This window comes from Streptomyces sp. NRRL WC-3626 (assembly GCF_000718785.1).
GTDB lineage: Bacteria > Actinomycetota > Actinomycetes > Streptomycetales > Streptomycetaceae > Streptomyces > Streptomyces edwardsiae.
In genome coordinates this window covers 66,215-92,236 of record NZ_JOCA01000027.1, presented here as the reverse complement: position 1 = coordinate 92,236, position 26,022 = coordinate 66,215, and the positions used below count along the sequence as shown (strand labels likewise).

The following is a 26,022-nucleotide window of genomic DNA, read 5'->3' as shown; positions in this document are numbered from 1 at the left end:
GGCGGTGTCACTCCTCCAGGTCGGGCAGCCGCGCCGGGCTGGGGCAGATCCGTTCGCCGCTCTGGTCGAAGACGAAGAGGTGGGCGAGGTCGACCAGGAGCGGCACCTGCATGCCGTGCCGGAGGGGGATGTCGGGAGTGGTGCGGACGATGAGGTCACCCGGCACGCGCGGCTCGGTGGACGGGGGGCGGGGTGCCTTTCCCGGTGGGTCGAGCGTCGCCACGGTGCCCGCGCGGCGCGCCCCGGCCCGTACCCGCAGCCGGTGCAGGACGGTGCCGTCGCGGCGGCGGCGCCGGTCGGGGCGCTCGGGTCTCGGGCGCGGGGCCTCCAACTCGGGGACGACGGCGGGGCTGGAGCCGGTGTTGAAGTGGACGAGGACCTCGTGTCCCTGGAACTCCAGGTGCTCCACCAGTCCGGTGAGCGCCACCTCGCCGGTGCTGGCGGCGGCCGGTTTGGCGATCCGTACGGCCTCCGAGCGCAGGCCGACGATGACCTCGCGGCCCTGCTGCACCCTGAGCAGCCGGTGGTCCAGGCTGAGGGGCTCGGGCAGGCGCAGGAACTGCTTGCCGAGGCTGATGGTCATCGCCCCGTCGAGCGGGGCGCGCACCAGGCCGCGCAGCAGATTGATCCGTGGGGTGCCGACGAACGCGGCGACGAAGACGTTGCTCGGCAGGGAGTACACCGCGCGCGGGGTTCCGACCTGCTGGAGGACGCCGCCGCGCAGGACGGCGACACGGTCGCCGAGCGACATCGCCTCGGCCTGGTCGTGGGTGACGTAGACGGTGGTGACGCCCAGTTCGCGGGTGAGCTGGGAGATCTCGGCGCGCAGTCGGTTGCGGAGCTTGGCGTCGAGGTTGGACAGCGGCTCGTCCATCAGGAAGGCGGAGGGGTGGCGGGCGATGGCCCGGCCCATCGCGACGCGCTGGCGTTCACCGCCGGAGAGCTGGGCGGGGAAGCGGTCGAGGAGGTCCTCGATGCCGAGCATCCGGGCGGTGGCGTCGACGCGCGGGGCGGGGTCGGCGCCGGGGGACTCGATGCGGAGGGGGAAGCCTATGTTGTCGCGGCTGGTCATGCTGGGGTACAGGGCGAAGTTCTGGAACACCATCGCCATGTCGCGGTCGGAGGGGGGCAGGTCGTTGGCGTACTCGCCGTCGAGGAACAGCCGGCCGTCGTCGATCTCCTCCAGTCCGGCGATCATCCGCAGGACGGTGGACTTGCCGCAGCCGGAGGGGCCGAGCAGGACGAGGAACTCACCGGGCGCGATGTCCAGCGACAGCCGGTCCACGACGGGGACGCCTCGTGTGAATGCCTTGCTCACGTCGTGCAGGGAGATGGCGCGTGTCATTCGGGTGCCCCCGGGGCGGTTCAGGGCGCGGAACGTCCCCTGCGGGCCGCATGGGACGTACGAGTCACGGAAGCTAACGGAAAGTAGCACCCGGGGGAAGACACCGGACGCGATCGGCCCTCACCGGTCCACCACCCGAGACCGGACGCCACGCTTCTGCATCCGCAGCTGCGGCCGGCCGCACCGCCGCAGTCCGCGTAGCTGCGGGCAGTCGTGCCGCTGCAGTCCGCGTAGCTGCGGGCAGTCGTGCCGCCGCAGTCCGCGTAGCTGCGGGCAGTCGTGCCGCTGGGGCGGCACGACTGCCCGCGGATCGGCGGATCGGCGGATCGGCGGATCGGCGGGCGCGCGGCGCGCGGCGCGCGGATCGGCGGCGGCAGGCACGCAGATCGGCGGCGGCGCGGCGGCAGCGCGGCGGCGGCGCGGCACGCGGCACGCGGATCGGCGGCGGCAGGCACGCGGATCGGCGGCGGCGCGGCACGCAGATCGGCGGCGGCGCGGCGCGCGGCACGCGGTGGGCGCGCCGAACACGGATGGGCGGCGGGTACGCCGTGGCATGCGCGGGTGGGCTCGGCCCGTCTTACTTCCGGGCGGCCCCCGCGCCGCTCGCCTCTTCCCGCGGTGCTCGCAGCGCGACCCCCGACGCCAGGAGCAGCAGTGCGGCCAGCATGACGAAGGGGGCTGCCACGCCCGCGACCCCCGCGATCAGCCCCGCCGAGGCCGGCGCGGCCACCTGGCCCAGGCGGTTGCCGGTCAGCCGCAGTGCCAACGCCGTGGACCGGGCCTCCGCGGGCGCGGCCCGGACGACCGTGGTCATGGACAGCGGCTGGCCGACCCCCAGGCAGAAGCCGAGAACCACCAGCACCACCCCCAGCCCCCACACCGGCAACGGCAGCGCCACCCCCGCGCACAGCACCGCCCCCACCAGACACGTCACCGCCAGCAGCGCCGTCCGCCCCAGCAGCCGCAGCAGCGGAGTGAGCACCAGCCGGCAGGCGATCGTGGCCGCGGCCCGCAGACTCAGCAGTACGCCGATGACGGCCGGGTCGATCCCCCGATGCTCCCCGACCACCGGCAGATACGCCGTGAGGATGTCGGTCGCGGACAGCACGGCCAGGCTGATGAGAATCCCCGCCGGCACGCCACGCGCCCGCAGGATCCCCCGCACCGGCACGCCCCCGCCCGCACGGGTCCGGACCACCACCCCCGGCCGTTCGATCCGCCACAGCGAGGTGAGCGCGACCGCGCCCCCCACCCCCGCCGCCACCAGCGCCACCGCGCTGCTGCGCCCCATGTCCGCCCCGATCAGCGCGCCCGCCGCAATGGGCCCGACCAGCTGCCCGAGCGACGCCCCGATCGTGAAGTGCCCGAAGTTGCGGTCCTGTTCGTGCGGGGCGGACTGCCGGGCGACGAGCGACTGGGCCCCGATGACGAAGCAGAGGTGCCCGAGTCCCATCACCCCGCTCCACAGGGCCATCGCCCACAGCGATCCGGCGAGGCCGCTGAGCACACAGCCGCCGGAGATCAGCACCACGCCGAGAGGCAGCAGCGGAGCGCAGCGGCCGTGGTCGGTGCGCCGGCCGAGCGGTACGGCGGCGAACAGCGGCAGCAGCGCGTACACGCCCGCGATCACGCCGATCGCCCGCTCGTCCGCGCCCAGCGCGAGCGCCCGGTAGGAGACGGCGGGCCGGGCCATCGACACCGCCCCCTGCGCGAAGCCGAAGGCGATGACGAGGCGGAGCAGCCAGCCGCGGTTCCCACCGGGCGCCATGATCGGGGTCCTTCCTGAGACGAGCGGGCCGGGACGGGTCAGACGATGCCGAACAGCATTCCGGCCGCGAGGATCACCAGGCAGATCAGGGCCGCCCACTTCACCACGAACCGGGTGTGGTCGCCGAACTCGACCCTGGCCATGCCGACCAGGACGTACACCGCGGGGACCAGCGGGCTGGACATGTGCAGCGGCTGGCCGACGAGGGAGGCGCGGGCCATCTCCAGCGGGGTGACGCCGTGCGCGGCGCCGGCTTCGGCGAGCACGGGCAGGACACCGAAGTAGAAGCCGTCGTTGGACATGAAGTAGGTGAGCGGCAGGCTGAGCACACCGGTGACGAGGGCCATGTGCGGGCCCATGCCTTCGGGGATGACGTCCACCATCCACTCGGCCATGTGGTCGACCATGCCGGTGCCCTGGAGGACTCCGGTGAAGACGGCGGCGGCGAAGACCATCCCGGAGACGTTGAGGACGTTGTCGGCGTGGGCCGCGAGGCGGGCCTTCTGGTCGGGGATGTGGGGGAAGTTGACGGAGAGCGCGAGGGCGGCGCCGATCAGGAACAGCACCGGGATCGGCAGCACCTCCATGATCATGGAGGTGAGCAGGGCGACCGTGAGCAGCGCGTTGAACCAGTACAGCCTGGGGCGCAGGGTGTCCCGGTTCGGGTCGAGGCCCTGGAAGTCGTCGTCGTCCGCGTCCGTACCGCCGCCACCGGCGGAGCCGCCCGCGCTCTTCTCGGCGGCACCGCCGCCGCCCGCGCCGACGAGCACGGTCTCTTCGGCCTCCTCCTTCACCAGCGCCTCGTCCAGCGTGAGCACGCCCAGCCGCTTGCGCTCGCGCAGCCCGAGCACGTAGGCGAGGACGACGACGCCGAGCAGACCGACCAGCAGGGCGGGGATCATCGGGACGAAGATGTCGCCGGCGTCGAGCTTGAGCGCGGTGGCCGCGCGGGCCGTCGGGCCGCCCCAGGGGAGGGTGTTCATCACGCCGTTGGCCATGGCGGCGACGCCGGTCATCACGACGAGGCTCATCTTCAGGCGCTTGTACAGGGGGTACATCGCCGAGACGGTGATCATGAAGGTGGTGGAGCCGTCGCCGTCCAGGGAGACGATCGCGGCGAGCAGCGCGGTGCCGACCACGATCCGCATGGGGTCCGCTTTGCAGAACCGCAGGATGCCGCGGACGATCGGATCGAAGAGTCCGACGTCGATCATCACGCCGAAGTAGACGATCGCGAACATGAGCATCGCCGCGGTGGGCGCGAGGCTCGACACGCCGTCGATGACGTAGTCACCGAGGTGGGCGCCCTTGCCGACGAACACGCAGAACAGCGCGGGGATCAGCACGAGCGCCGCGATCGGCGACATCTTCTTCAGCATGATCAGGACCAGGAAGGTCGCGATCATGACGAAGCCGAGGATGGTCAGCATGAGTGGACACCTAACGTTCGCCCTTGAACTCCCACCAGGGCCGGCGGTCCGATGGACGTTAGGTGCCGTGAAGCCGCGTTAACAAGATGTTGACGTGCGAGCAATAAGCGCAAAACACCAGGTCACAGCTTTGCTCAGGTCAGCGCGGCGCACGTTTCGGTCACGGCGGCCAGCGGGGCCACCTCGACGGGCACGCCGTTGAGGACGGCGTTGCCCGACAGCGGGTCGAGGAGGCTGCCGTCGAGGAGCTGGTTGACGTTGACGCCGGGGTCGGCGGCGGCGTGCCGGGTGCGGGTGCCGGGCCGGTCGTGGCCCCAGCCGTGCGGCAGGCTCACCACGCCCGGGCGTACGCCGTCGGTGATCTCGGCGGGCGCGGTCACCTCTCCCCCGGCTCCCTTGACGCGTACGGGCTCCCCGTCCCGTACGCCGAGGCGTTCGGCGTCATCGGGGTGGAGGTGCAGGGTGCAGCGGTTGGAGCCGCCGGTGAGGGCGGGCACGTTGTGCATCCAGCTGTTGTTGGAGCGCAGATGGCGGCGGCCGACGAGGACGAGTCCGCCGGGGCCTTCCCGGAGGGCGGCGCGCAGTCGGGGGAGGTCGGCGGCGATGGGGTCCGGGAGCAGTTCCACCGTGCCGCTGCGGGTCTTGAGCGGCTGGGGCAGCCGGGGGCGGAGCGGGCCGAGGTCGATGCCGTGCGGGTGGGCGAGCAGTTTCCGCAGGGTGAGCCCGTCCGGGTCGGCGCCGAAGCCGTCGCCGTAGGGGCCGAGGCGCAGCATCATGTCGAGGCGCCGTTCGGGGCCGCCCGTCCCGGTGAGGAGGGCGGCGAGTTCCTTCGGGTCGCGGCCGTGGACCGGGGAGTGCGGTTCGCGGACGGCCTTGCCGAGGGTCTGGTCGACGACCATGGCGTCGACGGCACCGGGGTCGGCGCCGTGCATTCCGGTCGCGGCGAGGATCAGCCGGGCCAGGATCTCCGTCTCGGCCATGCGGCCGGGCTCCAGCGGGAGGGCGGGGCGGGTGTAACGGACCTGGTTGCGCACGGAGAGGGTGTTGAAGGCGAAGTCGTGGTGGGGACTCTGTGCGGGCGGGGGCGGGGGCAGGACGACGTCGGCATGGCGTGAGGTCTCGTTGAGGTACGGGTCGACGCTCACCATGAAGTCGAGCGAGCCGAGCGCCTTGTCGAGGCGGTCGCCGTCCGGGGCGGAGAGCACCGGGTTGGCGGCGACGGCGATGAGGGCGCGGACCGGCTCGCCCTCGTCGGTGGGGGTGTCGATCTCCTCGGCGAGGGCGGACAGCGGCAGTTCGCCCTTGGCCTCGGGGTGCCGGCTCACCCGGGAGTGCCAGCGTCCGAGGGCGAAGCCGTGGCCGGGTCCCGCGGGGCGCGGGGTCCTGTCGGTGGCGGCCTGCGGGAAGAGGGCGCCGCCGGGCCGGTCGAGGTTGCCGGTGAGGATGTTGAGGACGTCCACGAGCCAGCTGGCGAGGGTGCCGTGCGGGACGGTGCAGCTGCCGATGCGGCCGTAGACGGCGGCGGTGGGGGCGGCGGCGAGTTCGCGGGCGAGGGTGCGGATGGTGCCGGGGTCGACGTCGCAGGCGGGGGCGACGGCTTCGGGCGTGAAGTCCGCGAGTGCCGCGGCGAGTTCGTCGAGGCCCGTCAGGTGCGGCGCGAGTTCCCCGGGGTCGGTCAGGCTCTCGTCGAACAGGACGTGTGCCACGGCCGCGAGCAGCAGCGCGTCCGTACCGGGCCGGACGGCGAGGTGCCGGTCGGCGAGGCGGGCGGTGCGGGTGCGGCGCGGGTCGATGACGGTGAGGGTGCCGCCGCGTGCCCTCAGGGCCTTGAGCCGGCCGGGGAAGTCGGGGGCGGTGCACAGACTGCCGTTGGACTCCAGGGGGTTGGCGCCGATCAGCAGCAGATGGCCGGTGCGGTCGAGGTCGGGTACGGGGATGGCGTTGGCGTCGCCGAAGAGCAGTCCGCTGGAGACGTGCTTGGGCATCTGGTCGACCGTGGAGGCGGTGAACAGGCTCCGGGTGCCGAGCCCGGCGAGGAGGACGGGCGGGTAGAGGGCGCCGGCCATGGTGTGGACGTTGGGATTGCCGAGGACGAGGCCGACGGCGTGCGGTCCGTACCGCTCGACGACGGGGCGTATCCCGGCGGCCACGGCGTCGAACGCCTCCTCCCAGGTGGCCTCGCGCAGCTCACCGCCGTCCCGGACGAGCGGGGTGCGCAGCCGGTCGGGGTCGGAGTCGAGGGCGCCGAAGGCGGCGCCCTTGGGGCAGATGAAGCCCTTGCTGAACACGTCGTCGCGGTCGCCGCGCGCGCCGGTGACCCTGCCCTCGTCGATGGTGAGGGTCAGGCCGCAGGTGGCCTCGCACAGGGGGCAGATTCGAAGGGCGGTGCGGGACACGGGACCTCCCGGGTACGGCGGCTGCGGTGACGCACGGACGAGCCGAGCATACCGACCGGTATGCATGCTGGGGAGGGGCCGGTTCAGTCCAGGGTCCGGGCGAGATAGGCGCGCAGCATCTCCCGCAGTTCGCCGATGACCTTCTCGTCGCCCTCGGGCGTCACCCGGAAGGCCAGGTGGACGAGGGCGTCGGCGGTCTCGACGGCGACGAGGAAGGCGCGGCGCAGATCGTCGTCGGCCTCGCGGCCGAGATAGCCGGCGAGCAGGGTGGTGAGGCGGTCGGCGACGCGGTGGTTGGGTTCGGCGCGGCGGGTGCCCACGGGGATCTGGTTGCCGAAGTCGACGAGGGAGAAGCCGGGGGCGGTGCGCTTCATGTCGAGATATCCGTCGAGTACGACGTCCATGGCGTGGCGCCAGCCACGGTCGCCGGTGACCTCGAGGCGTTCGGCGACCCGTTCCGTGAAGCGCTCGAGGTTGCGCTGGGCGAGCGCGTCGGCCATCTGGCGTTTGTTGCCGAAGAAACGGTAGACGGAGCCGATGGGCACTCCGGCGCGCTCCGCGACGGCGCGGGTGCTCAGGTCGTCGTAGCCGACCTCGTCGAGGAGGGCGGCGCAGGCGTCGAGGATCCTGGCCAGCCGTTCGGCGCTGCGCCGCTGTACCGGCGCCCGGCGGAGCGGTGTCGCGTGGGGCACGGGCCTCATCATGCCCGCCCGGCCGTGCCCGGTGAACCCCGCCCTCCGCGACGGCCCCGCCCGTCCCTCACGCGCGCCTGCTGCGGGGGTGTGGTGGCGATCGGCTCGACGCTCGGGTCGGGGCTCGGTGCCTGCTCCGACACCGTGATGTCGGCGGTGCTCTCCACGGGCTCGCCGTCCACGGCCCACACCGAACCGTCGTCGGCGTACAGACGGGCGGTGACCTGGTGGGTGCCGCGCGGGACGGAGGCGGCGGAGAGGTGGTACTGGGGGGTGCGCAGCAGGGCGACGCGGCGGCCGTTCAGTTCGAGGTGCGCCAGACCGCGGCCGGCCACCGCGCGGTCGCCGGCGCCGTCCGGGGTGAAGCGGAAGTTGCGCACGGTCAGCCGTACGTCCCAGCCGCCCTCGGAGTCCGGGGTGACCTGGACGCCGACGGCGGGCGCGCCCCTCTCGTCCACCTCACGGTAGGGGCTGCCCTCCTCGTCCCGTTCGTCCAGGAGTTTCCCCGCCGGTGAGGGCGACACCCCGTCCCGCCCCCGGGTTTCGTCCGGACCGCAGCCCGCGGATCCGGCGCCGAGAGCGACACAGACCGCGAGCGCGGTGATCAGGCTCCGCGTCCACGACATGCAGGGGAGCGTAGAACACCGGTACGACATCGCGGATCCCCCTGAAGTCGGGTCCGTGTACTCCGCCGAGAGGAGGAGGACACCGGCGGGCCGGCGAGCGCGTGGCCCTCTTGCGCCGGGGAAAACGCAATCCTATGGTGCTGCATAGGAATCCGACGGCAAGGGAGCACCGGGCATGAGCGATGGGCGTACCACCCGCGCGAGCGCGTTCGAGCACGCGGGAGCGCGCAAGATCGCCGAAGGGCTGGAACACCTCTCGGGTTTCGGCAACGAGCACAGCTCCGAGGCGGTCCCGGGCGCCCTGCCCGTGGGCCGCAACGCCCCCCAGCGGGCGCCGCTCGGGCTGTACGCGGAGCAGCTGAGCGGTACGGCGTTCACGGAGCCCCGCGCGGAGAACCGGCGCTCCTGGCTGTACCGGATCCGCCCGTCGGCCGCCCACCCGGCGTTCACCCGAACGGGCAACGGGTCGCTGCGCACGGCGCCCTTCGCCCAGACCGTGCCCGATCCCAACCGGCTGCGCTGGAACCCGCTGCCGGAGCCCGCCGAGGGGACGGACTTCCTGGCCGGCCTGTGGACCCTGGGCGGCAACGGGGACGTCACCCAGCGCACCGGCATGGCCGCGCACCTGTACCACGCCAACGCCTCGATGGACCGTGTCTTCAGCGACGCCGACGGTGAGCTGCTGATCGTCCCCGAGCGCGGCGGGCTGCTGCTGCGCACGGAGTTCGGACTTCTGCATGTGGAGCCGGGACACATCGGGCTGATTCCTCGTGGGGTGCGGTTCCGTGTGGACCTTCTCGAGGACTCTGCCCGCGGTTATGTGTGCGAGAACTACGGTGCGCCGTTCCGACTGCCCGACCTCGGCCCGATCGGCGCCAACGGGCTGGCCAACGCCCGGGACTTCCGGGCGCCCGTCGCCGCGTACGAGGACGTCGAAGGGCCGGTGGAGGTGGTCAACAAGTTCTGCGGCAACCTGTGGTCGGCCCTGTACGACCACTCGCCGCTGGATGTCGTCGCCTGGCACGGCAACCATGTGCCGTACGCCTACGATCTGCGCCGTTTCAATGTGATGGGCACCATCTCGTACGACCATCCGGACCCGTCCATCTTCACGGTGCTGACGTCTCCGAGCGACACACCGGGCCTGGCCGGGGTGGACTTCGTGGTGTTCGCGCCGCGCTGGCTGGTGGGCGAGGACACGTTCCGGCCGCCGTACTTCCACCGGAACGTGATGAGCGAGTACATGGGCCTGATCGAGGGCGCGTACGACGCGAAGGCGGAGGGTTTCGTGCCGGGCGGGGGCTCGCTGCACAACATGATGTCGGCGCACGGTCCGGACCGGGAGACGTTCGACCGGGCGAGCGCGGCGGAGCTGCGCCCGCAGAAGATCGACGACGGTCTAGCCTTCATGTTCGAGACCCGCTGGCCGGTGTCCCTGACCCCGCAGGCGGCACGCGCGGAGCATCTGCAGCAGGGCTACGACCAGGTGTGGCAGGGCCTCGAGCGGCACTTCCGGGCGCTTTGACCACGTTCGCCCCGGGGGCGTTCCGGTCTCTCGCGGCCCGCATTGCACGGAACGTTCCCCGACCGGTACGGATAGCCCCGTGACCTCCTTCGCTCCGGACTCGATCGTCCTGAACCGCAAGTTGCCGCTCTGGTATCAGGTGTCGCAGTCGCTGCGCGCCTCGATCCTCGGCCGCTCGCCCCAGGACCCGCTGCGGCTGCCCACCGAGGAGCAGCTGGCCGGGCACTACGGGGTGAGCGTGCTGACGATGCGGCAGGCGCTGAAGGAGCTGGAGGACGAGGGGCTGATCACCCGCCACCGGCGGCGTGGCACCTTCATCGAGCCCGGCGCCCGGCGGGGTGCCCCGGTGCGGCTGCTGGGCTCGGTGGACGCGATCGTGGCCCAGCAGTCCGGTATGACGACCGAGCTCCTCGAGCACGGTCCGGCGCCGCTGCCGGCGGAGCTCGCCGTGCACTTCCCGGACCTGTCCGAGGCGGCGGCGTACCACCGGCTGCGCGGTGACGAGAAGACGGGCGAGCCGACCAATCACGCCCGCAACTACGTCCGTCCCGAACTGGCCGCCCGTATCGACCCGGCCGATCTGGTGCGCTGGCCGATGACCAAGGTGCTGCGCGACGCCGTAGGGGCGGACATCAGCCGGATCACGGACACGGTGGAGGCGCGGCTCGCGGACCCGGAGACGGCGCGGCTGCTCCAGGTACCGCTGCTCAGCCCGATCCTGCACTACACGGGCATCACCTACGACAGCGACGGCCGTGTGCTGGACGTGGCCGTCATCAACTACCGGGGCGACCGCTTCTCCTTCACAGTGACCCTGGACGCCACCTGATCCGCCGCACCCCGAGGTCGTACGATGCCCTGCGTGACGCACGACGACGCTCCGCTCCTCGCGGACCTCATGCCGTGGTCCGTCGCACCGCCGCGGCTGGGCCGGGCGTGGCCGGCGGCACCCGACGCGGCGTCCCTGAGGGCCCGTTGGGACGCCCTGCTGAAGGCGGACGGCCAGGACCGCGACGCCCTGCTCCAGCCGACCCGCGCGCGGACCGCGCACACGGCGGTCGGGCGACTGCGCGGCGGCGAGGGCGGCACGGAGAGGCTGGCCCGTGCCGCCGGCCCGTGCGCGGAGCCGGTACGGGTGCTGTACGCGCCGTTCGACGAGCAGTGGCTGATCCCCGACCAGCGGCTGATCGACGCGGCCCGGCCGGAGTTGTGGCGGGTGGCGGACGAGCGGCAGATCTTCGTCGTGGAGCCGGGTACCGGCCCGCCCCTGCTGGCGACGTCCTTCCTCCCGCTGCTCCGCCCCGCCCGGGTCCGCCCGCTGTACCGCAGGCCGGGCGCGGCCGAGCCCAACCTGGCCCCGGGCCTGGTCGGCCACCTCTCCGCCCGGCTCGGCCTGGAGGTCCGGCCGGCGGACGTCCTCGCCTGGACGCTGGCGGCGGCCCGCAGCACGCCCGCCGGGACCGCGGTGCCGCTCACCGGGGACGCCGACGCCTGGGAGCGGGGTGTGACGGTGGGCCGCCGCATGCTGTGGCTGTCACTGCGCGACGGCGAACGTCCCAGACTCCCCGGCGGCCGCCGCCCCTACGTACGCGCGCCCCTGCCCTCCCGGCCGCTGACCATCGGCTACGACCGTGACGAGGAGACCCTCCTCCTCGACGAGGGCCGCATCTCCCCCGTGCCGCCCGGGGCCTGGGACTTCGAGGCCGGTGGTGTCCGGGTGCTGGAAGAGTGGTTCACGGCCCGCACCCGGCCGTCCGAACCCGGCACCCTGGCCGCGATCGGCCCGTCCGCCTGGCCCCAGTCCCGGACGTCGGAACTCCTGGAGCTCATCACGGTCCTGGCCCTCCTGTCCGAACTGGGCCCACGACGGACCGCGCCGACGGGCAGCGCGCCGATCACCCCGGCCGAACTCCGTGAGGCGGGCGTACTCCCGGTGCCCGCCTCCGCCCGCCGCCCCGCCTCGGTCCTGGACGCCCACGAGGAGGGACCGGAGGGACAGCTGGCCCTGATCTGAGGATCAGGGACGCGGCTCGAAGCCGTCCAGCATCCGCCCGATCGCCCGCTCGAACACCGCCTCCAGATCGATCGGTCCGGCGTCCTCCGCGAAGGCGGCCGCCATCCGCGGGTACTCACCGGTCGCGATCCTGCCGCCCAGATAGGCGATCCGGATCGCGTTCTCCCGCTCCTGCGACCAGGGCAGCGAGCGGGTGCGTTCGGCGGTGGCCAGTTCGTTGGTGACGTAGGTGGTGACGATGCCGTTCAGCATCGCGATCAGCTCGAGCTTCGTGCCGTAGGGCGCGGGGAGCGGGTCGAGACAGGCCAGACAGTGTTCGAGGTAGCGCAGGGAGCTGGGGCTGAAGCCGTAGACCGGTGACATCAGCCGGGGCAGCCACGGATGGCGGTGCATCAGCGCCCGGGACTGGTGGGCCACCCGGACCATGGCGGCGCGCCAGTCGCCGTCCGGCTCCCACAGCTCGTGCTCGCCGGCGACCGCGTCGACCATCAGCTCGTACAGGTCCTCCTTGCGGGGGACGTAGTTGTAGAGCGACATGGTGCCGCAGCCCAGTTCGGCGGCGACCCGGCGCATGGTGACGGCGTCCAGGCCCTCCGCGTCGGCGATCCGCACCGCCGCCGCCGCGATGTCGGCGCGGGTGTACGCCGGTCTCGGTCCACGGCCGGTGCGCTCGGGGCGCGCCCAGATCACTTCGGGTTCGGCCGCTCGGCCCGCCATCGTTCATCACCTCGCCCACCATCGTAGTTACGTACAACGTACGTAGTGCGTTATGGTCGAGCCATGACTACTACGTACGCTGTACTTAGTGAGGGTCTGGAGAAGCGTTTCGGTACGGTCCACGCCCTGCGCGGGCTGGATCTGGCGGTGGCCGAGGGCACGGTGTGCGGGGTGCTCGGGCCCAACGGCGCGGGCAAGACGACGGCCGTCCGGCTGCTGACCACGCTGCTGCGGCCCGACGCCGGCTCCGCGCGGATCGCGGGCCACGACCTCGTCAGGGAGGCCGCCGCCGTACGGCGCCGTATCGCCGTCACGGGCCAGGACACCTCGATCGACGGCGACCTGACGGGCCGCGAGAACCTGCGACTGTTCGCCCGGCTGCACCGGGTGGACGGGGCGGCCGTACGGGCCGCCGCACTGCTGGACCGTTTCGGGCTGACCGAGGCGGCCGACCGGCCCGCGTCCGGCTACTCGGGGGGTATGCGGCGGCGGCTGGACCTGGCGGCGAGCCTGATCCGGCGTCCCGAGGTGCTGTTCCTGGACGAGCCGACGACCGGGCTCGACCCGGCCAGCCGCAATCTGATCTGGGACGTGGTGCGCGAGCTGACCGGCGAGGGCACGACCGTACTGCTCACCACCCAGTATCTGGAGGAGGCCGACCGGCTCGCCGACGACATCGCCCTGGTGGACCGGGGCCGGGTCGCGCAGACCGGCTCACCGGCCGAGCTCAAGGCGCTGGTCGGCACGCATGCGGAGGTGGTCGTCGCGGACGCCGACGCACTCCCGGCGGCGGCCGGGGTGCTCGACCGGCTCACCGGCTCCCTGCCGTCCGTCGACCCGGAGCGAAACGCCGTGGGCGCGGTCGCCAAGGACCCGACGCTCACCCTCCCGCATCTGGTGCGCACGCTGGACGCCGCCGGCGTACCGCTGCTCGACGCGAGCCTGCGGCCACCGACCCTCGACGACGTGTTCCTGCGGCTGACGGACGGACACCACGTCCACCACCCCCGTGACGACAAGGAGCGTGCCGCATGAGCACGTTGGCGTACGACGGCACCGCGATGCTCGGCCGGCAGCTGCGGCGGGCGCGGAACAATCCGGGGCTGCTGATCCTCACCCAGACGATGCCCATCAGCATGCTGCTGTTCTTCGGCTACGTCTTCGGCAGCGCGCTCGCCGTGCCGGGCGCCGGGTACCGGTCCTTCCTGGTGCCGGGGCTCCTGGTGGCGACGGCGGCGGGCGGTGTCATGACCGGCATGTTCCAGTCGGCGCAGGACGTCCACCGGGGAGTGACGGACCGGCTGCGCACGCTGCCCATGAGCCGGGCGGCCGTGCCGGTGGGCCAGGCGGCGGCGGACGTGCTGGTCACGGCGGCCGGGACGGTGCCGTTCCTGCTGGTGGGGCTCGCGGTGGGCTGGCGGGTGGAGGGGAGCGCGCTCGGCGCCGTGGGCGCCTTGGCGCTGTTGCTGCTGTTCCGGTTCGCCTGCGTGTGGATCGGGATGTTCCTGGGGCTGCTCACCCGGAACGAGGAGGCGGCCGGTCAACTGGGCGGGGCGACCTTCCTGCTGCCCCTGCTGTCCAGCGCCTACATCCCTACGGCGGGGCTGCCCGACGGGCTGCGCACGGTCGCGGAGTGGAATCCGATCAGCGCGGTGGCGACGGCGCTGCGGGAGCTGTTCGGCAACGCGCCCGTGCCCGAAGGGGCGGCCTGGCCGGTGGCGCATCCCGTCGCCGGGTCACTGGGGTGGTGTGCGGTGCTGCTCGCGGTGTTCGTACCGCTCGCGGTACGGCAGTACGGGCGCGGGAGGGGGTGAGTCCCGCGAAGTGTCAGGTTCCTGCCAGGGCGGACTGAGCGGTGGGGTGCCGGGTGGGAAGGGTGCCGGTGCGGGCGGGGCGCCGGGACGGTGGGGCCGTCCGGGCGCCGGCGCTAGCGGCTGCCGAACAGGGAGCGGCGCAGTCGGCGCAGCGGAGCGAAGAGCGAGACGCGGCTCGCCCGGGCCCGCGCGCTCCTGGCACCGCGGTCGTGCGCGGTGTCACGCGCGATGAGCTCGCGCATCAGCAGTGTCGCCTCGGCCGTCTCCCGCTGAGGGAGCGCGGGCCCCCCGAGAACCGAGAGATGGCGGTCGAGGCGCGAGCTGGTCGCGCTGCTCCCGCAGGTGATCGCAGGGACCCTGGCCCTGCTGCGCACTGTTATCTGTTCCATGTCACTCCCCACCCGTACGAGTCCACCCGGCCCGGGCAGGGTAACCCTATCGCCCCAACCGGGCACTCGTGTATCGAGGTCACAGGATTCACCTTCCCCATAAGGGGGTTGACGAACACTCGTCGATTACTCTCCGAATCCGACCGTTTTCAGGGCGAGTTGGGTGATGGGCCGGGACGTGGGCCGCGCTGACCCGCCGTCGGGTTCCACGGTCACGGCGAGTGACGTGGCGGCGGTGTCGAGGCCGGAGGCGACCAGGGGCGCGTCGCCCTCGAACAGGCCCAGGGAGCGCGGCCGCGCGTCCGCGCCCATGAGCCAGAGCTGGCGCACACGTCCGTTCGGAGGGTCGCCGTATCCGCCGAGGGTGACGACCGCGCCGCGGACCGAAGCGGAGGCGATCACTCCGATCGTGCGGCCCCGCGCGTCCCGGCCGCTGCTGGCACGGGCGTCCGGGGCGGCGAGAACGTGGGCGATCTCACGTGACCGGTCGCGTTCGGCGTCCAGTCGCTCCTGGGTGCCGTTCGCCTGGACGGCGAAGAGCGCGGCGACGACGAGCGCGGCCGCGGCGGTGGCCGTCGCGAACGGCACGAACAGCGTGGCGCGGCGCCGCCCGCGCGTGCGCGGCGGGGGCGCGGCGCCCCAGACGTGCGGCGGGAGCTGTGTCGCCCGCGCGCGGGCCGGTTCCGTGGCGGCGGGCTCCTGCGGGGTGGTCCGTACGGCGGCCAGGACCCGGTCGCGCATCGCGGCCGGGGCGGGGGCGGCCGTGGACCAGGCGAGCCGGACGGCGTCCTCGGCGAGGGCCCGTACTTCGGCGGTGCAGCGGGCGCAGGTGTCCAGATGCCTCTCGAAGCGCACCCGTTCGGCGTGCTCCAGGGCGTCCAGGGCGTAGGGGGCGGCCAGCGAGTGCGGGTCCGCGCGGCGCGGCAGTCGGTCGAACAGGCTCATGCCGCGCCTCCCAGGCAGTCGCGCAGCCGGGTCAGTCCGTCGCGCATACGGGTCTTGACCGTGCCCAGCGGCAGCGACAGCCGCTCCGCCACCTCGCGGTAGGTGTAGCCGTCGTAGTAGGCGAGGGTGACCGACTGTCTCTGGAGCGCGGTGAGCCGGTCCAGGCAGCGGCGTACCCATTCGCGTTCGAGTCCGGCCTCGACCTCCTCGGCGACCTGGTCGAAGGCGGGTCCGTGGCCGCGCCGGGCCTCGCGCTGCTCGCGTTCGCCGGCCGCGCGGGCGCTGCGCACCCGGTCGACGGCGCGGCGGTGGGCGAGGGTGAGGACCCAGGACAGCGCGCTGCCCCGGCCGGGGTCGAACCGCGCGGCGGAGCGCCAGAGTTCGAGCAGCACCTCCTGGGCCACCTCCTCGGACTGGGCGGGATCGCGCACCACGCGCCGGACCAGCCCGTACACCGGCCCGGAGACCAGCCCGTACAGGTCCTCGAACGCCTTCTGGTCACCGCCGGCCACCTGCACCAGCAGCTCGTCCGCCTCCAACGCGCGTCCCCTCTCCGGCCCTCTTCCGGGCCGCCCTGTTCACCTGAGGCATGCGCGGCGAGCGAGCCTCCGGACGGTAAGTACGGATGCGCGCACCGAAAACGCGGGCCGGCAGCGAGAAATGCTACGGGCGTACGGCCCCGGCCGGAGGGGGTCGGAAGAAAATCCGAACTCGACCAATCCGGCCCGTCGTTCGCTCCGAAATCCCATGCGTCAAGGCAAGTCGGCACGGAGGACGGACGGCATGACGACTGACTCGAGTACCGGTGTGGGGCGCAGGAGTGTCGCGACCCTGATCTGTGGGGCGCTGGCCGCCGGGGGCCTCGCGGCCGCCGGCGTCACCGCGCTGGAACCCGGGGAGGCCGCCGCCTCCTCCCACCGGGAGGCCCCGCTGATCTCGGGCACCCCGCAGTACGACAACACGGACCTCTACGCGTTCGTCAGCCCCGACAAGCCGGACACGACGACGATCATCGCGAACTGGATCCCCTTCGAGGAGCCGGCCGGCGGACCGAACTTCTTCACGTTCGCCGAGGACGCGCAGTACGACATCCACATCGACAACAACGGGGACGCGCAGGGCGAACTGCTGTTCCGCTACACGTTCAGGACCCATACGAAGAACGACAGGACGTTCCTCTACAACACCGGCCCGGTCACCGCTCTGGACGACCCGGACCTCAACATCACGCAGACCTACGACATCGAGCTGCTGAAGCTGAAGGACCAGCGCGCGGTGTCCCGTACGAAGATCGCGGACGATGTGCCGGTGGCGCCGTCGAACGTCGGCAAGGCGTCCATGCCGGACTACGACACCCTGCGCAAGGAGGCGGTGCACGAACTGGCGGGCGGGACGACGACGTTCGCCGGGCAGGCCGACGACCCGTTCTTCCTGGACCTGCGGGTCTTCGACCTGCTCTACGGCGGGAACCTCTCCGAGGTCGGGAACGACACCCTCAAGGGCTACAACGTCAACTCGCTCGCCCTGCAGGTGCCGACGCACCTGATCGCCGAGTCGGCCGACCAGCCGGTGGTGGGCATCTGGTCGACGACGCAGCGCAAGAACGCCGAGGGGCACTTCGTGCAGGTGTCGCGGCTGGGCAGTCCGCTGGTCAACGAGGTCGTCAACCCGCTGAAGGACAAGGACACGTTCAACGCGTCCGCGCCGTGGGAGGACGCGCAGTTCCTGAAGAACGTCACCGAGCCGGAGCTGCCGAAGCTCATCGAGGCGATCTACAAGATCCCCGCGCCGGACGAGCCGCGCAACGACCTCGTCGACGTGTTCCTGAAGGGTGTCGAGGGGCTCAACCAGCCGCCGCACGTGACGCCGTCGGAGATGCTGCGGCTGAACACCTCGATCGAGCCGGCCGCCGAGCCGAAGCGGCTGGGTGTGCTGGACGGGGACAACGCCGGCTTCCCCAACGGGCGCCGGCTGACGGACGACGTGATCGACGCCGCGCTGCAGGTCGTCGAGGGCGAACTGGTCGGGGCAAAGAACGACCTGGGGGACGCGGTCGACGCCAACGACAAGGAGTTCGGCGCGGCCTTCCCGTATCTGGCGAACCCGACGGAGGGCTCGCGCGGCCCGCTCGCGAAGGGCGTGGACAGCGGCAACGACGTCCGCAACCAGCTCGGTGACGCGCTGCGGCCGGCCGGTGCGGACGGAGCCGACAACACGACCCTGATCGCCGCGTCCGCCGGTGCGGGGGCCGGAGGGCTGCTGCTGATCGGCCTGGCGCTGATGTGGTGGCGCCGGATGCGCAGCCGGGCGTACTGACCCCGGACGGGCCGGTCCGCCCCGGCCCGCCCCACCGTTCCGCGCGGCACGGGCCGCGCCCCCGCACCACTGAGGAGAGGTCATGGCTCCGGGCACGAACGACAGCACGGGCGAGGAAGGGCAGGCGCCGCCGGCGCCACCGGCCTCCGGTCCCGACACCCCGCGCCTGCCCACCGGGCAGGCGGACGGGCAGGGGCGGAAGCCCGCCCCCGCCGACCCGGAGCCCGAGCACGAACGGGACACCGCCGACGGCACGGAAACCCTGACCGAACCGGGCTCCGGCCACCTGGCGCGACCCGACCACGGGCCGGTGTCCGAGCCGCGGGCCCGCCACTCCGCGGAAGGCGAGCGCGGGCCGGCGACCCGCCGGCCCGACACCGGCCGACCCACCGAGCCGGACCGCGAAGTACGGCACACGGCCGAGGTCGAGCACGGGACCGGTGACCCGGCTCAGACCGCGCCCCGGCCGGGGACCCGCGAGCTCGTGAAGGCCGAACGCGGGCCGGCGGCAGGCGCCCTCCTGGAGGGCGAGCGTGACCCCGCTGAGCCGCACCACGAGCCCGGCCGCCCCGCGGCACCGGCACCCGAGGGGCGGGGCGCGTCGGAGGGCGATCCGGTGAGCGGGCGGCGGGCGCGGACGGGCGAGGGGGACGACGGCGCCGACCGGGAGATCGCCGGGCGGCGGGCGGATGCCTGGCGGCGGTTCGCCGCTGCCGCGCGGCGCGGGCGGGGGCTCCATGTCGCCTCGTGCGCGGTCCTGCTGGCCGTCGCGCTCACCGCCGGGAGTGTCGCGGTGGGCGGCGGCCGGGACGGGGCCGACGCGGCACCCGCGGCCGGGGCGGTGGCCGCCGGTGTGCTCGCCGGGGGTGACCTCGGTGCGGGGATCCGGTCCCTGCAGGCCCATCTGCGGGCGCAGCCCAGGGACTCCGACGGCTGGGCCACCCTCGGCACCGCCTACGTCGAGCAGGCCCGCACCCAAGGCGACCCCTCCCGCTATCCGCAGGCCGAGCGGGCGCTGAAGCGTTCCCTCGCCCTCGGCCCCGGCAACGAGCGGGCCCTCGCGGGACGGGCCGCCCTCGCCGCCGCGCGGCACGACTTCACCGGCGCCCTGGCCTACGCCGACCGGGCGCTGGAGCAGAACCCCTACAGCGAACGCGCCCTGTGCTCCCGTATCGACGCGCTGGTCGAGCTGGGCCGGTACGACGAGGCCGCCGACGCCGCCACCACGGCCGACCGCAGGCGGCCCGGGGTGCCCGTGTTCACGCGGTACGCGTACGTGCGGGAGCTGCGCGGCGACGTGGGCACCGCGCGGGAGGTGCTGCGACGGGCCCTCGAGAGCGCGTCCTCGCCCCAGGACGTGGCGTACGTCGCGACCATGCTCGGGCAGCTCGCCTGGAACCAGGGCGAGTACCGGACGGCGCTGACGCACTACGCGCGGGCGCTCGCCGCCGACGAGAATCACTTCCCCGCCCTGGAGGGCCGGGCCCGCGCGCAGGCCGCGAGCGGTGACCGCGCGGGTGCCATCGAGACGCTGGAGCAGGTCGTCCTGGGCTCCCCGCTGCCCGGCCCGCTGGTCGCGCTGGGCGAGTTGTACGAGGCGCGCGGCGCCGACGGCGACCGCGCGAAGGCGGGCGACCTGTACGCCCTCGTCGACGCCTGGACCGCGCTGGCCCGGGCCGGCGGGATGGACGCCGACCTCGACACCGCGCTCGCCGCCGCCGATCACGGGGACCCCGGTGAGGCGCTGCGCGCGGCCCGCGCGGAGTGGGACCGGCGGCACAGCGTGCACACCGCGGACGCCCTCGCCTGGGCGCTGCACGTCAACGGCCGTGACGAGGAGGCCCTGCCGTACGCCCGCCGGGCCACGGCGACCGGTTACCGCAACGCCGCGTTCCTCTACCACCGGGGCATGATCGAGCGGGCCGCCGGGCGCGACGGCGCGGCCCGTGATTCCCTCACCGCCGCGCTGGAGCTGAACCCCGGTTTCTCGCCGCTCGGCGCCCGCGAGGCCCGGACCGCCCTGAAGGAACTGGAGGCGGCACGGTGAGGCTCCGTCGTCGCGTCGCCGCCGTCCTCGCCGCCGCCGGCGTGCTCGCGCTGGTCCCGGCCGGCCCGGCGGGCGCGCACCCGCTCGGCAACTTCACCGTCAACCGCTACGACGGGCTGGTGGCCGCGCCGGGTGAGCTCCGGGTCCGGCACGTCGAGGACCTCGCCGAGATCCCGGCCACCCAGGCCGGTCCGGACATCGAGCGGCTGGGCAGGGACGCCTGGGCCCGGCAGCGCTGTGCCACGGCCGCGCGGGACAGCGAGGTGCGTGTGGAGGGGAGCGCGGTCCCGCTCACCGTACGCACCACGCACGCGCGCGTGCGCCCCGGCCAGGCCGGGCTGGACACCCTGCGTGTGGAGTGCGCGCTGACCGCTCCGCTCCCGGAGGACAGGACGGTGGACCTCCGCTTCCGCGGGGCGGGCGCACGGTCCGGCCCCGGCTGGCGGGAGATCACCGCGCGGGGCGACCGTACGACGCTCAGCGCCTCGGACGTACCGGCCGCCTCGCCCTCCCGCGAACTGACCCGGTACCCGGAGAAGCTGCTCTCGTCGCCGGCCGACACCCGGACCGCCGCCCTGCGGATCCGTCCGGGCGGTCCGGCACTGGCGGCGCGGGAGGATGACGCGCCCGCCTCGGCCGTACTCCCGCGCGGTGCCGACCGCTGGACCCGCGCCCTCGACGACCTGGTCGCGCGGCGCGACCTGACCGCCGGTTTCGCCGCGCTCGCGCTGCTGATCGCCGTCGGGCTCGGCGCGATGCACGCGCTCGCCCCCGGGCACGGCAAGACGCTCATGGCCGCGACGGCGGCGGCGCGCGGGGGCAGGGCCCGGCTCAAGGACGTCATGCCCATGGCCGCATCGGTGACGGTCACCCACACGCTGGGTGTGGTCGCCCTGGGCCTGCTGGTCACGGCCGGTTCGGCCGCCGCGCCCTCGGTGATCGCGTGGCTGGGCATCGCGAGCGGCGTGCTCGTCACCTTGGCCGGGGCCGGCCTCGTACGCCGCGCCCTGCGCCACCGGAGCCCCACGCACCACCACGAGCACCCGCACACACACGGACATCCGCACACGCACGAGGGCCACACCCACACGCACGGCGGTCACACCCACACCCACCCGACCGCCCCCACCCTGCGCGGCACGATCCTGCTCGGCTTCGCGGGCGGGCTGGTGCCGAGTCCGTCCGCCGTCGTGGTGCTGGTCGGGGCCGCCGCGCTCGGCCAGGCGTGGTTCGGGCTGCTGCTCGTCGTCGCGTACGGCGTCGGCCTCGCCCTGACGCTCACCGCCGCCGGGTACGCGGTCGTCAAGGCGGGCAGCGGGGTGAACAGGCTGCTCGCCCGGCGCCCCCGCTGGACGACGGCCCCGTGGGCGGCACTTGTGCGCCGGAGTGCGCCCCTCGGTTCGGCGTTCGTCGTCGTGGTCCTCGGCGCCGGATTGGTGTTCAGGGGGGCGGCATCCGCGCTCGGCTGAGCTACTTTCATGAGGAAAAGGGGAATTCGCCCGGATGCGAATGGGGGCGCCGTGTCCGAAGAACCGGGCAGTGAGCGGGTGATCGCGGGCCGGTACCGGCTGCTGTCACCGCTGGGCGAGGGCGGGATGGGCACCGTGTGGCGGGCCCGCGACGAGGTGCTGCACCGCGAGGTCGCCGTCAAGGAGGTGCGCGCGCCGGCCGGGCTGCCGGCGTCCGAGGTGGAGCGGATGTACGCCCGGCTGGAGCGGGAGGCGTGGGCGGCGGCCCGGATCACCGACCGCAATGTGGTGACGGTGTACGACGTGGCGGCCGAGGACGGGCGCCCGTGGATCGTCATGGAGCTGGTCCGGGGCCTGTCGCTGGCCGAGGTGCTGGACGCGGAGGGCCCGCTCGCGCCGCCGCGCGCCGCGCACGTCGGCGCGGAGGTGCTCGCCGCGCTGCGGGCCGCGCACGCGGCGGGGGTGCTGCACCGGGACGTGAAGCCGGGCAATGTGCTGATCGCGAACGACGGCCGGATCGTCCTCACCGACTTCGGGATCGCCATGGTCGAGGGCAGTTCGGCGCTGACGATGACCGGGGAGGTCGTCGGGTCGCCGGAGTTCCTCGCGCCGGAGCGGGCACTGGGGCGCACGCCGGGGCCCGAGTCGGATCTGTGGTCGCTCGGTGTGCTGCTGTACGCGGCGGTCGAGGGCGCTTCGCCGTTCCGGCAGAACACCCCGCTGAGCACGCTGCGGGCGATCGTCGACGAGGAGCTGCCGCCGCCGCGCCGGGCCGGCCCGCTCGCCCCGGTGATCGAGGGGCTGTTGCGGAAGGACCCGGCCGAGCGGCTGCCGGCGGAACGGGCGCTGCAGGACCTGCGGCTCGTGGCGGCGGGGGGCACCCTCCGCGCGGACACCGCGCCTTCGGCGCCGTACACCCCGACGGTGGCGGCACTCCCCCAGCCGCGGCCCGGCCCGCACCCGCGGACGCCCTCCCCCGTGCCGCCGCTGGTCACCACCGCCACCACCCCCACCCGGCCCGGACGGGACCGGCGTGCCGCGGCCGCCCTGGTGGCCGGTGTGGTCGTCCTCGTGCTGGCGCTGGCCGGGCTCACGTACGCGCTGCTGAACCGGGGGGACGACGACCCCGACGCCAAGGGCACCGGCGGAGGGGCGAGTTCGCCGGCGCGGACCGGTGACGAGGAGGAGGGCGGCGGGACGACGCGGACGGACGATCCGGCGCCGTCCCCGACCGGGGGCGACGACGAGGAGACGTCCGATCCCCCGCCGCAGACGGTGTCGGTGACGGTGAAGGGCGCGCACACGGAGTACGTGGGCGGCTGTCCGCCGGCGCACGAGGCGGCGCCCGCGTTCACGGCGACGTTCACGGTGGGGCGGTTGCCGGCCGAGGTCTCCTACCGCTGGGTGTCCGAGGACGGTTCGGTGGCCGACCCGGGCTGGCGGAAGCTGTCGTTCCCCGAGGGCGGGGGGCGTACGAAGCACGACACGGTGGTGGTGACGACGTACTCGGAGACCGGGGTGTTCGAGAGCGACATCGGTGTGGAGGTCCGGGAGCCGGTGCACACGACGTCCGAGACGGTGCCGTTCTCGGTGAGGTGCGAGACGGAGACCCCGACGGGCGGGGCCTCCGCTTCTCCCTCCGGTGCGGACGACGGGTACTGACGGACGCGGGACGCTCAGGCCGCGGAGTCGAGCACGGGCAGATAGCCGCCGGACTGTCCGGCCGCCGTCGGGTGGTACGACTGGCCGATGTTGAACCAGTCCACGCTGTGCAGCCAGGAACTGCCGGAGCAGAGTTCGTGGCCGGTGAAGGTGGTGCGTACGTCGCCGAAGGTGAAGCCGTGCGCGCCGGCACGCTTGGCGATGGCGCTGTCGAGAAGGTCGGCGGCGTCGTTGATGGCCTTCCGCTTGGTCTCGGAGAGACCGATGCAGGTGGCGCCGAGCTTGTAGAAGCGGGGGTAGCCGATCACGACGACACGGGCGTTGGGGGCGCGGTCGCGGATCGCCGTGTAGACGCTGTCGAGCTTGCCGGGCAGCGTCGAGTCGACGTACGCCTTCGCGGTGTTGATCCGTGAGAGGCAGGAGCTGTCGGACTGGAGCACACAGGTCGTCATGACATCGGCGAAGCCGGCGTCGTTGCCGCCGATGCTGATCGAGACGAGCCCGGTCGAGGTGGAGAGCGGTGCGAGCTGCCCGGAGAGAACATCACCCGTTCGGGCGCCCGAGCAGGCCGTGAAGTCGAAGGACGAGGGTGAGTTGGCGGCCGCCCAGAGGTACGGGTGGGCCTTGGTGCTGCGCTTGCAGTCGCCGCTGCCGGAGATGTAGCTGCCGGCTCCGACACCGGACGCGTAGGAGTCGCCGAGCGCCACGTAGCCGTCGGCGGCGGCCTGTTGGGACGCCTGTGCCGTCGTGGCCCCGGTGAGGGCGGTGGTGACGGCGAGGAGGAGTGAGCCGAAAGAGAGGATAAGTCGGGAACGTCTCATGGAACCTCCGTTTAGCAGGATCTCTGCCCTGACTGTGGTACCAACTACGCGTGTTGACCGGAAGTGTCCATGCCAAAACTGTTGCCGTTCGAACCTGTACGAGTTCAGGACGCCGGAATTTTCCGCCCTTGACGGCCCGTCACGAGGGGCGCCGCGAAGCCCGACATTCGGCGCTTCAGGGGGCAAAGCCGACTGCCGGGCACCGTACCCGCCTCGTTCGCGTAACCCTGCGGCTGCTCCGGCCGCCGAGTTCGCCCGGCTGGTGGAGCGCCGGTCCGTCGTACACGCCTTCGCCCGGGACCGCGCGCCGGCCACGGCGTACGCCATGGTCCGCCGGGTCCGGCAGGTGCGGGACCGGATCGGCCGGCCGAGGCCCGAGCCACGGCCGTGCGCGCCCGGAAACCGGGTGCACCCGGCGCCCGGGTGACCGATCATGGCGGCATGTCCGCCCAACCGCACGACGCCCTGCCGATCCGGCTCAACGTCGACGACAGCGACTCCCCGACCGACGTCGTCGACGCGCTGTTCCTCGGCCGCTTCGCGACGGGCGAGCAGCCGCACTCGCACGCCGTCAACATCGACCGCGTACGCTCCGGCGCGACCCTGCTGCCCGCGAACGCGCGGGTGCTGCGGAGCGCCCGCGACGACGACCGCAGCGCCACCCTGGCCGAGGGCGAGGGCTGGACCCTGCTGGTCTCCCGCTGGAACCGGGGCGCCGATGTCACCGTCACCGCGACCAGCGCCGACCTCGCCGCGAAGATCCTCGACGAGGCCACCGACGGCGCGGCCGACGAACCCGAACCGCAGCCGGAGAACGTCACCATGGGCTTCTGGTACGTCTCCCCGCGCCGTGGTCCGCACCGCACCACCCGGCAGATCTCGGCGGGCACCTGGGAAGAGGTGCGGCCCAACTACACGGCGCCGGTGGCGGACGCGATGGACCGCCTGATGAAGACGACGCCCGAGGACGTCTCGGGCCGGCTGCTCCTGCTGCACGGCCCGCCGGGCACCGGCAAGACCTCCGCGCTGCGCACGCTGGCCCGGTCCTGGCGGGACTGGTGCCAGGTGGACTGCGTACTGGACCCCGAGCGGCTGTTCAGCGATGTCGGCTATCTGATGGACATCGCGATCGGCGAGGACGACTCGACGGGCAAGGGCCGCTGGCGGCTGCTGCTCCTGGAGGACTGCGACGAGCTGATCCGGGGCGAGGCCAAGCACACCGCCGGGCAGGCGCTGTCGAGGCTGCTGAACCTGACGGACGGTCTGCTCGGCCAGGGCCGCAACGTCCTGGTCGGCGTCACCACCAACGAGGACCTGGAACGCCTCCACCCGGCCGTGGTCCGCCCCGGCCGCTGCCTGGCCCGCATCGAGGTGGGCCGCCTGACCCGCGAGGAGTCGGCCGACTGGCTCGGCACGACGGAAGGCGTCCCCCGGGAGGGAGCCACCCTGGCCGAGCTCTACGCCCTACGCCGGGGCACGTCCCCCACATCCCTGCCGGAACCCCGCACGGACACGGAGGCGGGCCTGTACTTGTAAACACACGGTGGCGGCGCCCGCCTTCAAGAGGCGCGGGGAACCGCGCGACCAGCCCCCACGAACCCGCACGGGGGCTCAAAGCCCCACCGCCACGGCGCTCCCGCACAAGCGGCCCGCAAGGCACCGGCGTTCACTGATAAGCCGCACGCAGTGCTTCCCGCACCGCGGCGACCGCCTCCCCCTCGGAAGAGCCGAGCCGCCGCGCCCGAGCGGCAAACGACTGCGCGGCGACCGCCAGCTCCCGCTCCGCCCCCTCCCCCGCGGCAGCGATCAGCGTCCCGTTGCGCCCCCGCGTCTCGATCACCCCGTCCGCCTCCAGCGCCCGGTACGCCTTGGCGACCGTGTTCGCCGCGAGTCCGAGCGTCTCTGCCAGCCCCCGCACCGTAGGCAGCCTGTACCCCACCGGCAGCACCCCCGACCGCGCCTGCTCGGAGATCTGCGCCCGTACCTGCTCGTACGGGGGTGTGCCGTCATCGATCCGGATCTTCAAGGTCACGGCCCGATTGTCCC

Annotated in this window: 22 protein-coding genes; 10 read left to right on the top strand and 12 right to left on the bottom strand. The window is 73.4% G+C overall.

Features of this window, described 5'->3' with window-relative positions; all coding sequences use genetic code 11:
* Positions 1-7: 7 nt before the first annotated feature.
* From IF28_RS0131545 to IF28_RS0131520, 6 genes are all read right to left on the bottom strand, one after another.
* Positions 8-1,345, bottom strand: a complete 1,338-nt coding sequence (locus tag IF28_RS0131545) for an ABC transporter ATP-binding protein (protein ID WP_030227540.1) — start codon at positions 1,343-1,345, stop codon at positions 8-10.
* A 577-nt stretch (positions 1,346-1,922) separates the two neighbouring features.
* Complete coding sequence (locus IF28_RS0131540) at positions 1,923-3,113, bottom strand: MFS transporter (RefSeq protein WP_030227537.1); 1,191 nt, start codon at positions 3,111-3,113, stop codon at positions 1,923-1,925.
* Between the two features lie 38 nt (positions 3,114-3,151).
* Entirely contained in the window at positions 3,152-4,543 is a 1,392-nt protein-coding gene (locus tag IF28_RS0131535; protein WP_030227534.1) for a CitMHS family transporter, read from the bottom strand.
* Between the two features lie 134 nt (positions 4,544-4,677).
* The gene (locus tag IF28_RS0131530; RefSeq protein WP_030227531.1) at positions 4,678-6,939 is read right to left on the bottom strand and encodes a molybdopterin oxidoreductase family protein; all 2,262 of its coding nucleotides are present in this window, start codon (positions 6,937-6,939) and stop codon (positions 4,678-4,680) included.
* Between the two features lie 83 nt (positions 6,940-7,022).
* Positions 7,023-7,640, bottom strand: a complete 618-nt coding sequence (locus IF28_RS0131525) for a TetR/AcrR family transcriptional regulator (protein ID WP_030227526.1) — start codon at positions 7,638-7,640, stop codon at positions 7,023-7,025.
* The gene (locus tag IF28_RS0131520) at positions 7,640-8,257 is read right to left on the bottom strand and encodes a hypothetical protein (protein ID WP_030227524.1); all 618 of its coding nucleotides are present in this window, start codon (positions 8,255-8,257) and stop codon (positions 7,640-7,642) included. Before IF28_RS0131520 ends, IF28_RS0131525 begins: the two co-directional genes overlap by 1 nt.
* Before the next feature lie 175 nt (positions 8,258-8,432).
* Here IF28_RS0131520 and hmgA point away from each other — a divergent pair, with 175 nt between their 5' ends.
* From hmgA to IF28_RS0131505, 3 genes are all read left to right on the top strand, one after another.
* Complete coding sequence (gene hmgA, locus IF28_RS0131515) at positions 8,433-9,782, top strand: homogentisate 1,2-dioxygenase (RefSeq protein ID WP_030227520.1); 1,350 nt, start codon at positions 8,433-8,435, stop codon at positions 9,780-9,782.
* Positions 9,783-9,861: 79 nt separating this feature from the next.
* Complete coding sequence (locus IF28_RS0131510; RefSeq protein ID WP_030227516.1) at positions 9,862-10,611, top strand: GntR family transcriptional regulator; 750 nt, start codon at positions 9,862-9,864, stop codon at positions 10,609-10,611.
* Between the two features lie 24 nt (positions 10,612-10,635).
* Positions 10,636-11,796 (top strand): type ISP restriction/modification enzyme, encoded by a 1,161-nt coding sequence (locus IF28_RS0131505; RefSeq protein ID WP_030227513.1) that lies wholly within the window; start codon positions 10,636-10,638, stop codon positions 11,794-11,796.
* Positions 11,797-11,799: 3 nt separating this feature from the next.
* Here IF28_RS0131505 and IF28_RS0131500 read toward each other — a convergent pair whose 3' ends face one another.
* Positions 11,800-12,513 (bottom strand): TetR/AcrR family transcriptional regulator C-terminal domain-containing protein, encoded by a 714-nt coding sequence (locus IF28_RS0131500; protein ID WP_030227510.1) that lies wholly within the window; start codon positions 12,511-12,513, stop codon positions 11,800-11,802.
* Positions 12,514-12,576: 63 nt separating this feature from the next.
* On the opposite strand from IF28_RS0131500, the gene IF28_RS0131495 reads away from it, so the two are divergent.
* Both IF28_RS0131495 and IF28_RS0131490 read left to right on the top strand, forming a co-directional pair.
* Positions 12,577-13,548 carry an ATP-binding cassette domain-containing protein gene (locus IF28_RS0131495; RefSeq protein WP_030227506.1) on the top strand — a complete coding sequence of 324 codons (972 nt, stop codon included), beginning with the start codon at positions 12,577-12,579 and terminating at the stop codon, positions 13,546-13,548.
* A complete protein-coding gene (locus tag IF28_RS0131490) occupies positions 13,545-14,327 on the top strand; it encodes an ABC transporter permease (RefSeq protein ID WP_030227503.1) in 783 nt (260 codons plus the stop codon). Before IF28_RS0131495 ends, IF28_RS0131490 begins: the two co-directional genes overlap by 4 nt.
* A 113-nt stretch (positions 14,328-14,440) precedes the next feature.
* Here the strand turns inward: IF28_RS0131490 and IF28_RS0131485 are convergent, their stop codons facing one another.
* The 3 genes from IF28_RS0131485 to IF28_RS0131475 all read right to left on the bottom strand — a co-directional run bounded on the left by IF28_RS0131485 (position 14,441) and on the right by IF28_RS0131475 (position 16,200).
* The gene (locus tag IF28_RS0131485; protein ID WP_030227499.1) at positions 14,441-14,716 is read right to left on the bottom strand and encodes a hypothetical protein; all 276 of its coding nucleotides are present in this window, start codon (positions 14,714-14,716) and stop codon (positions 14,441-14,443) included.
* 126 nt (positions 14,717-14,842) lie between these two features.
* Positions 14,843-15,661: an anti-sigma factor gene (locus IF28_RS0131480; RefSeq protein ID WP_030227496.1), complete on the bottom strand. Its 819-nt coding sequence runs from the start codon at positions 15,659-15,661 to the stop codon at positions 14,843-14,845.
* Positions 15,658-16,200 (bottom strand): sigma-70 family RNA polymerase sigma factor, encoded by a 543-nt coding sequence (locus IF28_RS0131475; protein WP_030227491.1) that lies wholly within the window; start codon positions 16,198-16,200, stop codon positions 15,658-15,660. The genes IF28_RS0131480 and IF28_RS0131475 overlap by 4 nt, the downstream gene beginning before the upstream one ends.
* A gap of 244 nt (positions 16,201-16,444) precedes the next feature.
* On the opposite strand from IF28_RS0131475, the gene IF28_RS0131470 reads away from it, so the two are divergent.
* From IF28_RS0131470 to IF28_RS0131455, 4 genes are all read left to right on the top strand, one after another.
* A complete protein-coding gene (locus IF28_RS0131470; RefSeq protein ID WP_030227490.1) occupies positions 16,445-17,977 on the top strand; it encodes a DUF4331 domain-containing protein in 1,533 nt (510 codons plus the stop codon).
* 82 nt (positions 17,978-18,059) lie between these two features.
* On the top strand, positions 18,060-20,024 hold the full coding sequence (locus IF28_RS0131465) for a tetratricopeptide repeat protein (protein WP_030227486.1): 1,965 nt from the start codon (positions 18,060-18,062) through the stop codon (positions 20,022-20,024).
* Positions 20,021-21,493, top strand: a complete 1,473-nt coding sequence (locus tag IF28_RS0131460) for a sulfite exporter TauE/SafE family protein (protein ID WP_030227483.1) — start codon at positions 20,021-20,023, stop codon at positions 21,491-21,493. Before IF28_RS0131465 ends, IF28_RS0131460 begins: the two co-directional genes overlap by 4 nt.
* Before the next feature lie 9 nt (positions 21,494-21,502).
* Positions 21,503-23,155, top strand: coding sequence for a serine/threonine-protein kinase (locus IF28_RS0131455; protein ID WP_078621564.1), 1,653 nt, complete (start codon positions 21,503-21,505; stop codon positions 23,153-23,155).
* Positions 23,156-23,169: 14 nt separating this feature from the next.
* Here IF28_RS0131455 and IF28_RS0131450 read toward each other — a convergent pair whose 3' ends face one another.
* A complete protein-coding gene (locus tag IF28_RS0131450; RefSeq protein ID WP_030227478.1) occupies positions 23,170-23,976 on the bottom strand; it encodes an SGNH/GDSL hydrolase family protein in 807 nt (268 codons plus the stop codon).
* A 441-nt stretch (positions 23,977-24,417) separates the two neighbouring features.
* Here IF28_RS0131450 and IF28_RS0131440 point away from each other — a divergent pair, with 441 nt between their 5' ends.
* The gene (locus IF28_RS0131440) at positions 24,418-25,512 is read left to right on the top strand and encodes a DUF5925 domain-containing protein (protein ID WP_030227476.1); all 1,095 of its coding nucleotides are present in this window, start codon (positions 24,418-24,420) and stop codon (positions 25,510-25,512) included.
* Positions 25,513-25,642: 130 nt separating this feature from the next.
* On the opposite strand, the gene IF28_RS0131435 is transcribed toward IF28_RS0131440, so the two are convergent.
* Entirely contained in the window at positions 25,643-26,008 is a 366-nt protein-coding gene (locus IF28_RS0131435) for a GntR family transcriptional regulator (RefSeq protein ID WP_030227474.1), read from the bottom strand.
* Positions 26,009-26,022: the final 14 nt, after the last annotated feature.

What these genes read in the sequence shown, in the direction of transcription:
- IF28_RS0131545 (WP_030227540.1), bottom strand. Translation starts at nt 1,345, where the DNA reads ATGACACGCGCCATCTCCCTGCACGACGTGAGCAAGGCATTCACACGA.
- IF28_RS0131540 (WP_030227537.1), bottom strand. Translation starts at nt 3,113, where the DNA reads ATGGCGCCCGGTGGGAACCGCGGCTGGCTGCTCCGCCTCGTCATCGCC.
- IF28_RS0131535 (WP_030227534.1), bottom strand. Translation starts at nt 4,543, where the DNA reads ATGCTGACCATCCTCGGCTTCGTCATGATCGCGACCTTCCTGGTCCTG.
- IF28_RS0131525 (WP_030227526.1), bottom strand. Translation starts at nt 7,640, where the DNA reads ATGAGGCCCGTGCCCCACGCGACACCGCTCCGCCGGGCGCCGGTACAG.
- IF28_RS0131520 (WP_030227524.1), bottom strand. Translation starts at nt 8,257, where the DNA reads ATGTCGTGGACGCGGAGCCTGATCACCGCGCTCGCGGTCTGTGTCGCT.
- hmgA (WP_030227520.1), top strand. Translation starts at nt 8,433, where the DNA reads ATGAGCGATGGGCGTACCACCCGCGCGAGCGCGTTCGAGCACGCGGGA.
- IF28_RS0131505 (WP_030227513.1), top strand. Translation starts at nt 10,636, where the DNA reads ATGCCCTGCGTGACGCACGACGACGCTCCGCTCCTCGCGGACCTCATG.
- IF28_RS0131500 (WP_030227510.1), bottom strand. Translation starts at nt 12,513, where the DNA reads ATGGCGGGCCGAGCGGCCGAACCCGAAGTGATCTGGGCGCGCCCCGAG.
- IF28_RS0131495 (WP_030227506.1), top strand. Translation starts at nt 12,577, where the DNA reads ATGACTACTACGTACGCTGTACTTAGTGAGGGTCTGGAGAAGCGTTTC.
- IF28_RS0131490 (WP_030227503.1), top strand. Translation starts at nt 13,545, where the DNA reads ATGAGCACGTTGGCGTACGACGGCACCGCGATGCTCGGCCGGCAGCTG.
- IF28_RS0131485 (WP_030227499.1), bottom strand. Translation starts at nt 14,716, where the DNA reads ATGGAACAGATAACAGTGCGCAGCAGGGCCAGGGTCCCTGCGATCACC.
- IF28_RS0131480 (WP_030227496.1), bottom strand. Translation starts at nt 15,661, where the DNA reads ATGAGCCTGTTCGACCGACTGCCGCGCCGCGCGGACCCGCACTCGCTG.
- IF28_RS0131470 (WP_030227490.1), top strand. Translation starts at nt 16,445, where the DNA reads ATGACGACTGACTCGAGTACCGGTGTGGGGCGCAGGAGTGTCGCGACC.
- IF28_RS0131465 (WP_030227486.1), top strand. Translation starts at nt 18,060, where the DNA reads ATGGCTCCGGGCACGAACGACAGCACGGGCGAGGAAGGGCAGGCGCCG.
- IF28_RS0131455 (WP_078621564.1), top strand. Translation starts at nt 21,503, where the DNA reads ATGAGGAAAAGGGGAATTCGCCCGGATGCGAATGGGGGCGCCGTGTCC.
- IF28_RS0131450 (WP_030227478.1), bottom strand. Translation starts at nt 23,976, where the DNA reads ATGAGACGTTCCCGACTTATCCTCTCTTTCGGCTCACTCCTCCTCGCC.
- IF28_RS0131440 (WP_030227476.1), top strand. Translation starts at nt 24,418, where the DNA reads ATGTCCGCCCAACCGCACGACGCCCTGCCGATCCGGCTCAACGTCGAC.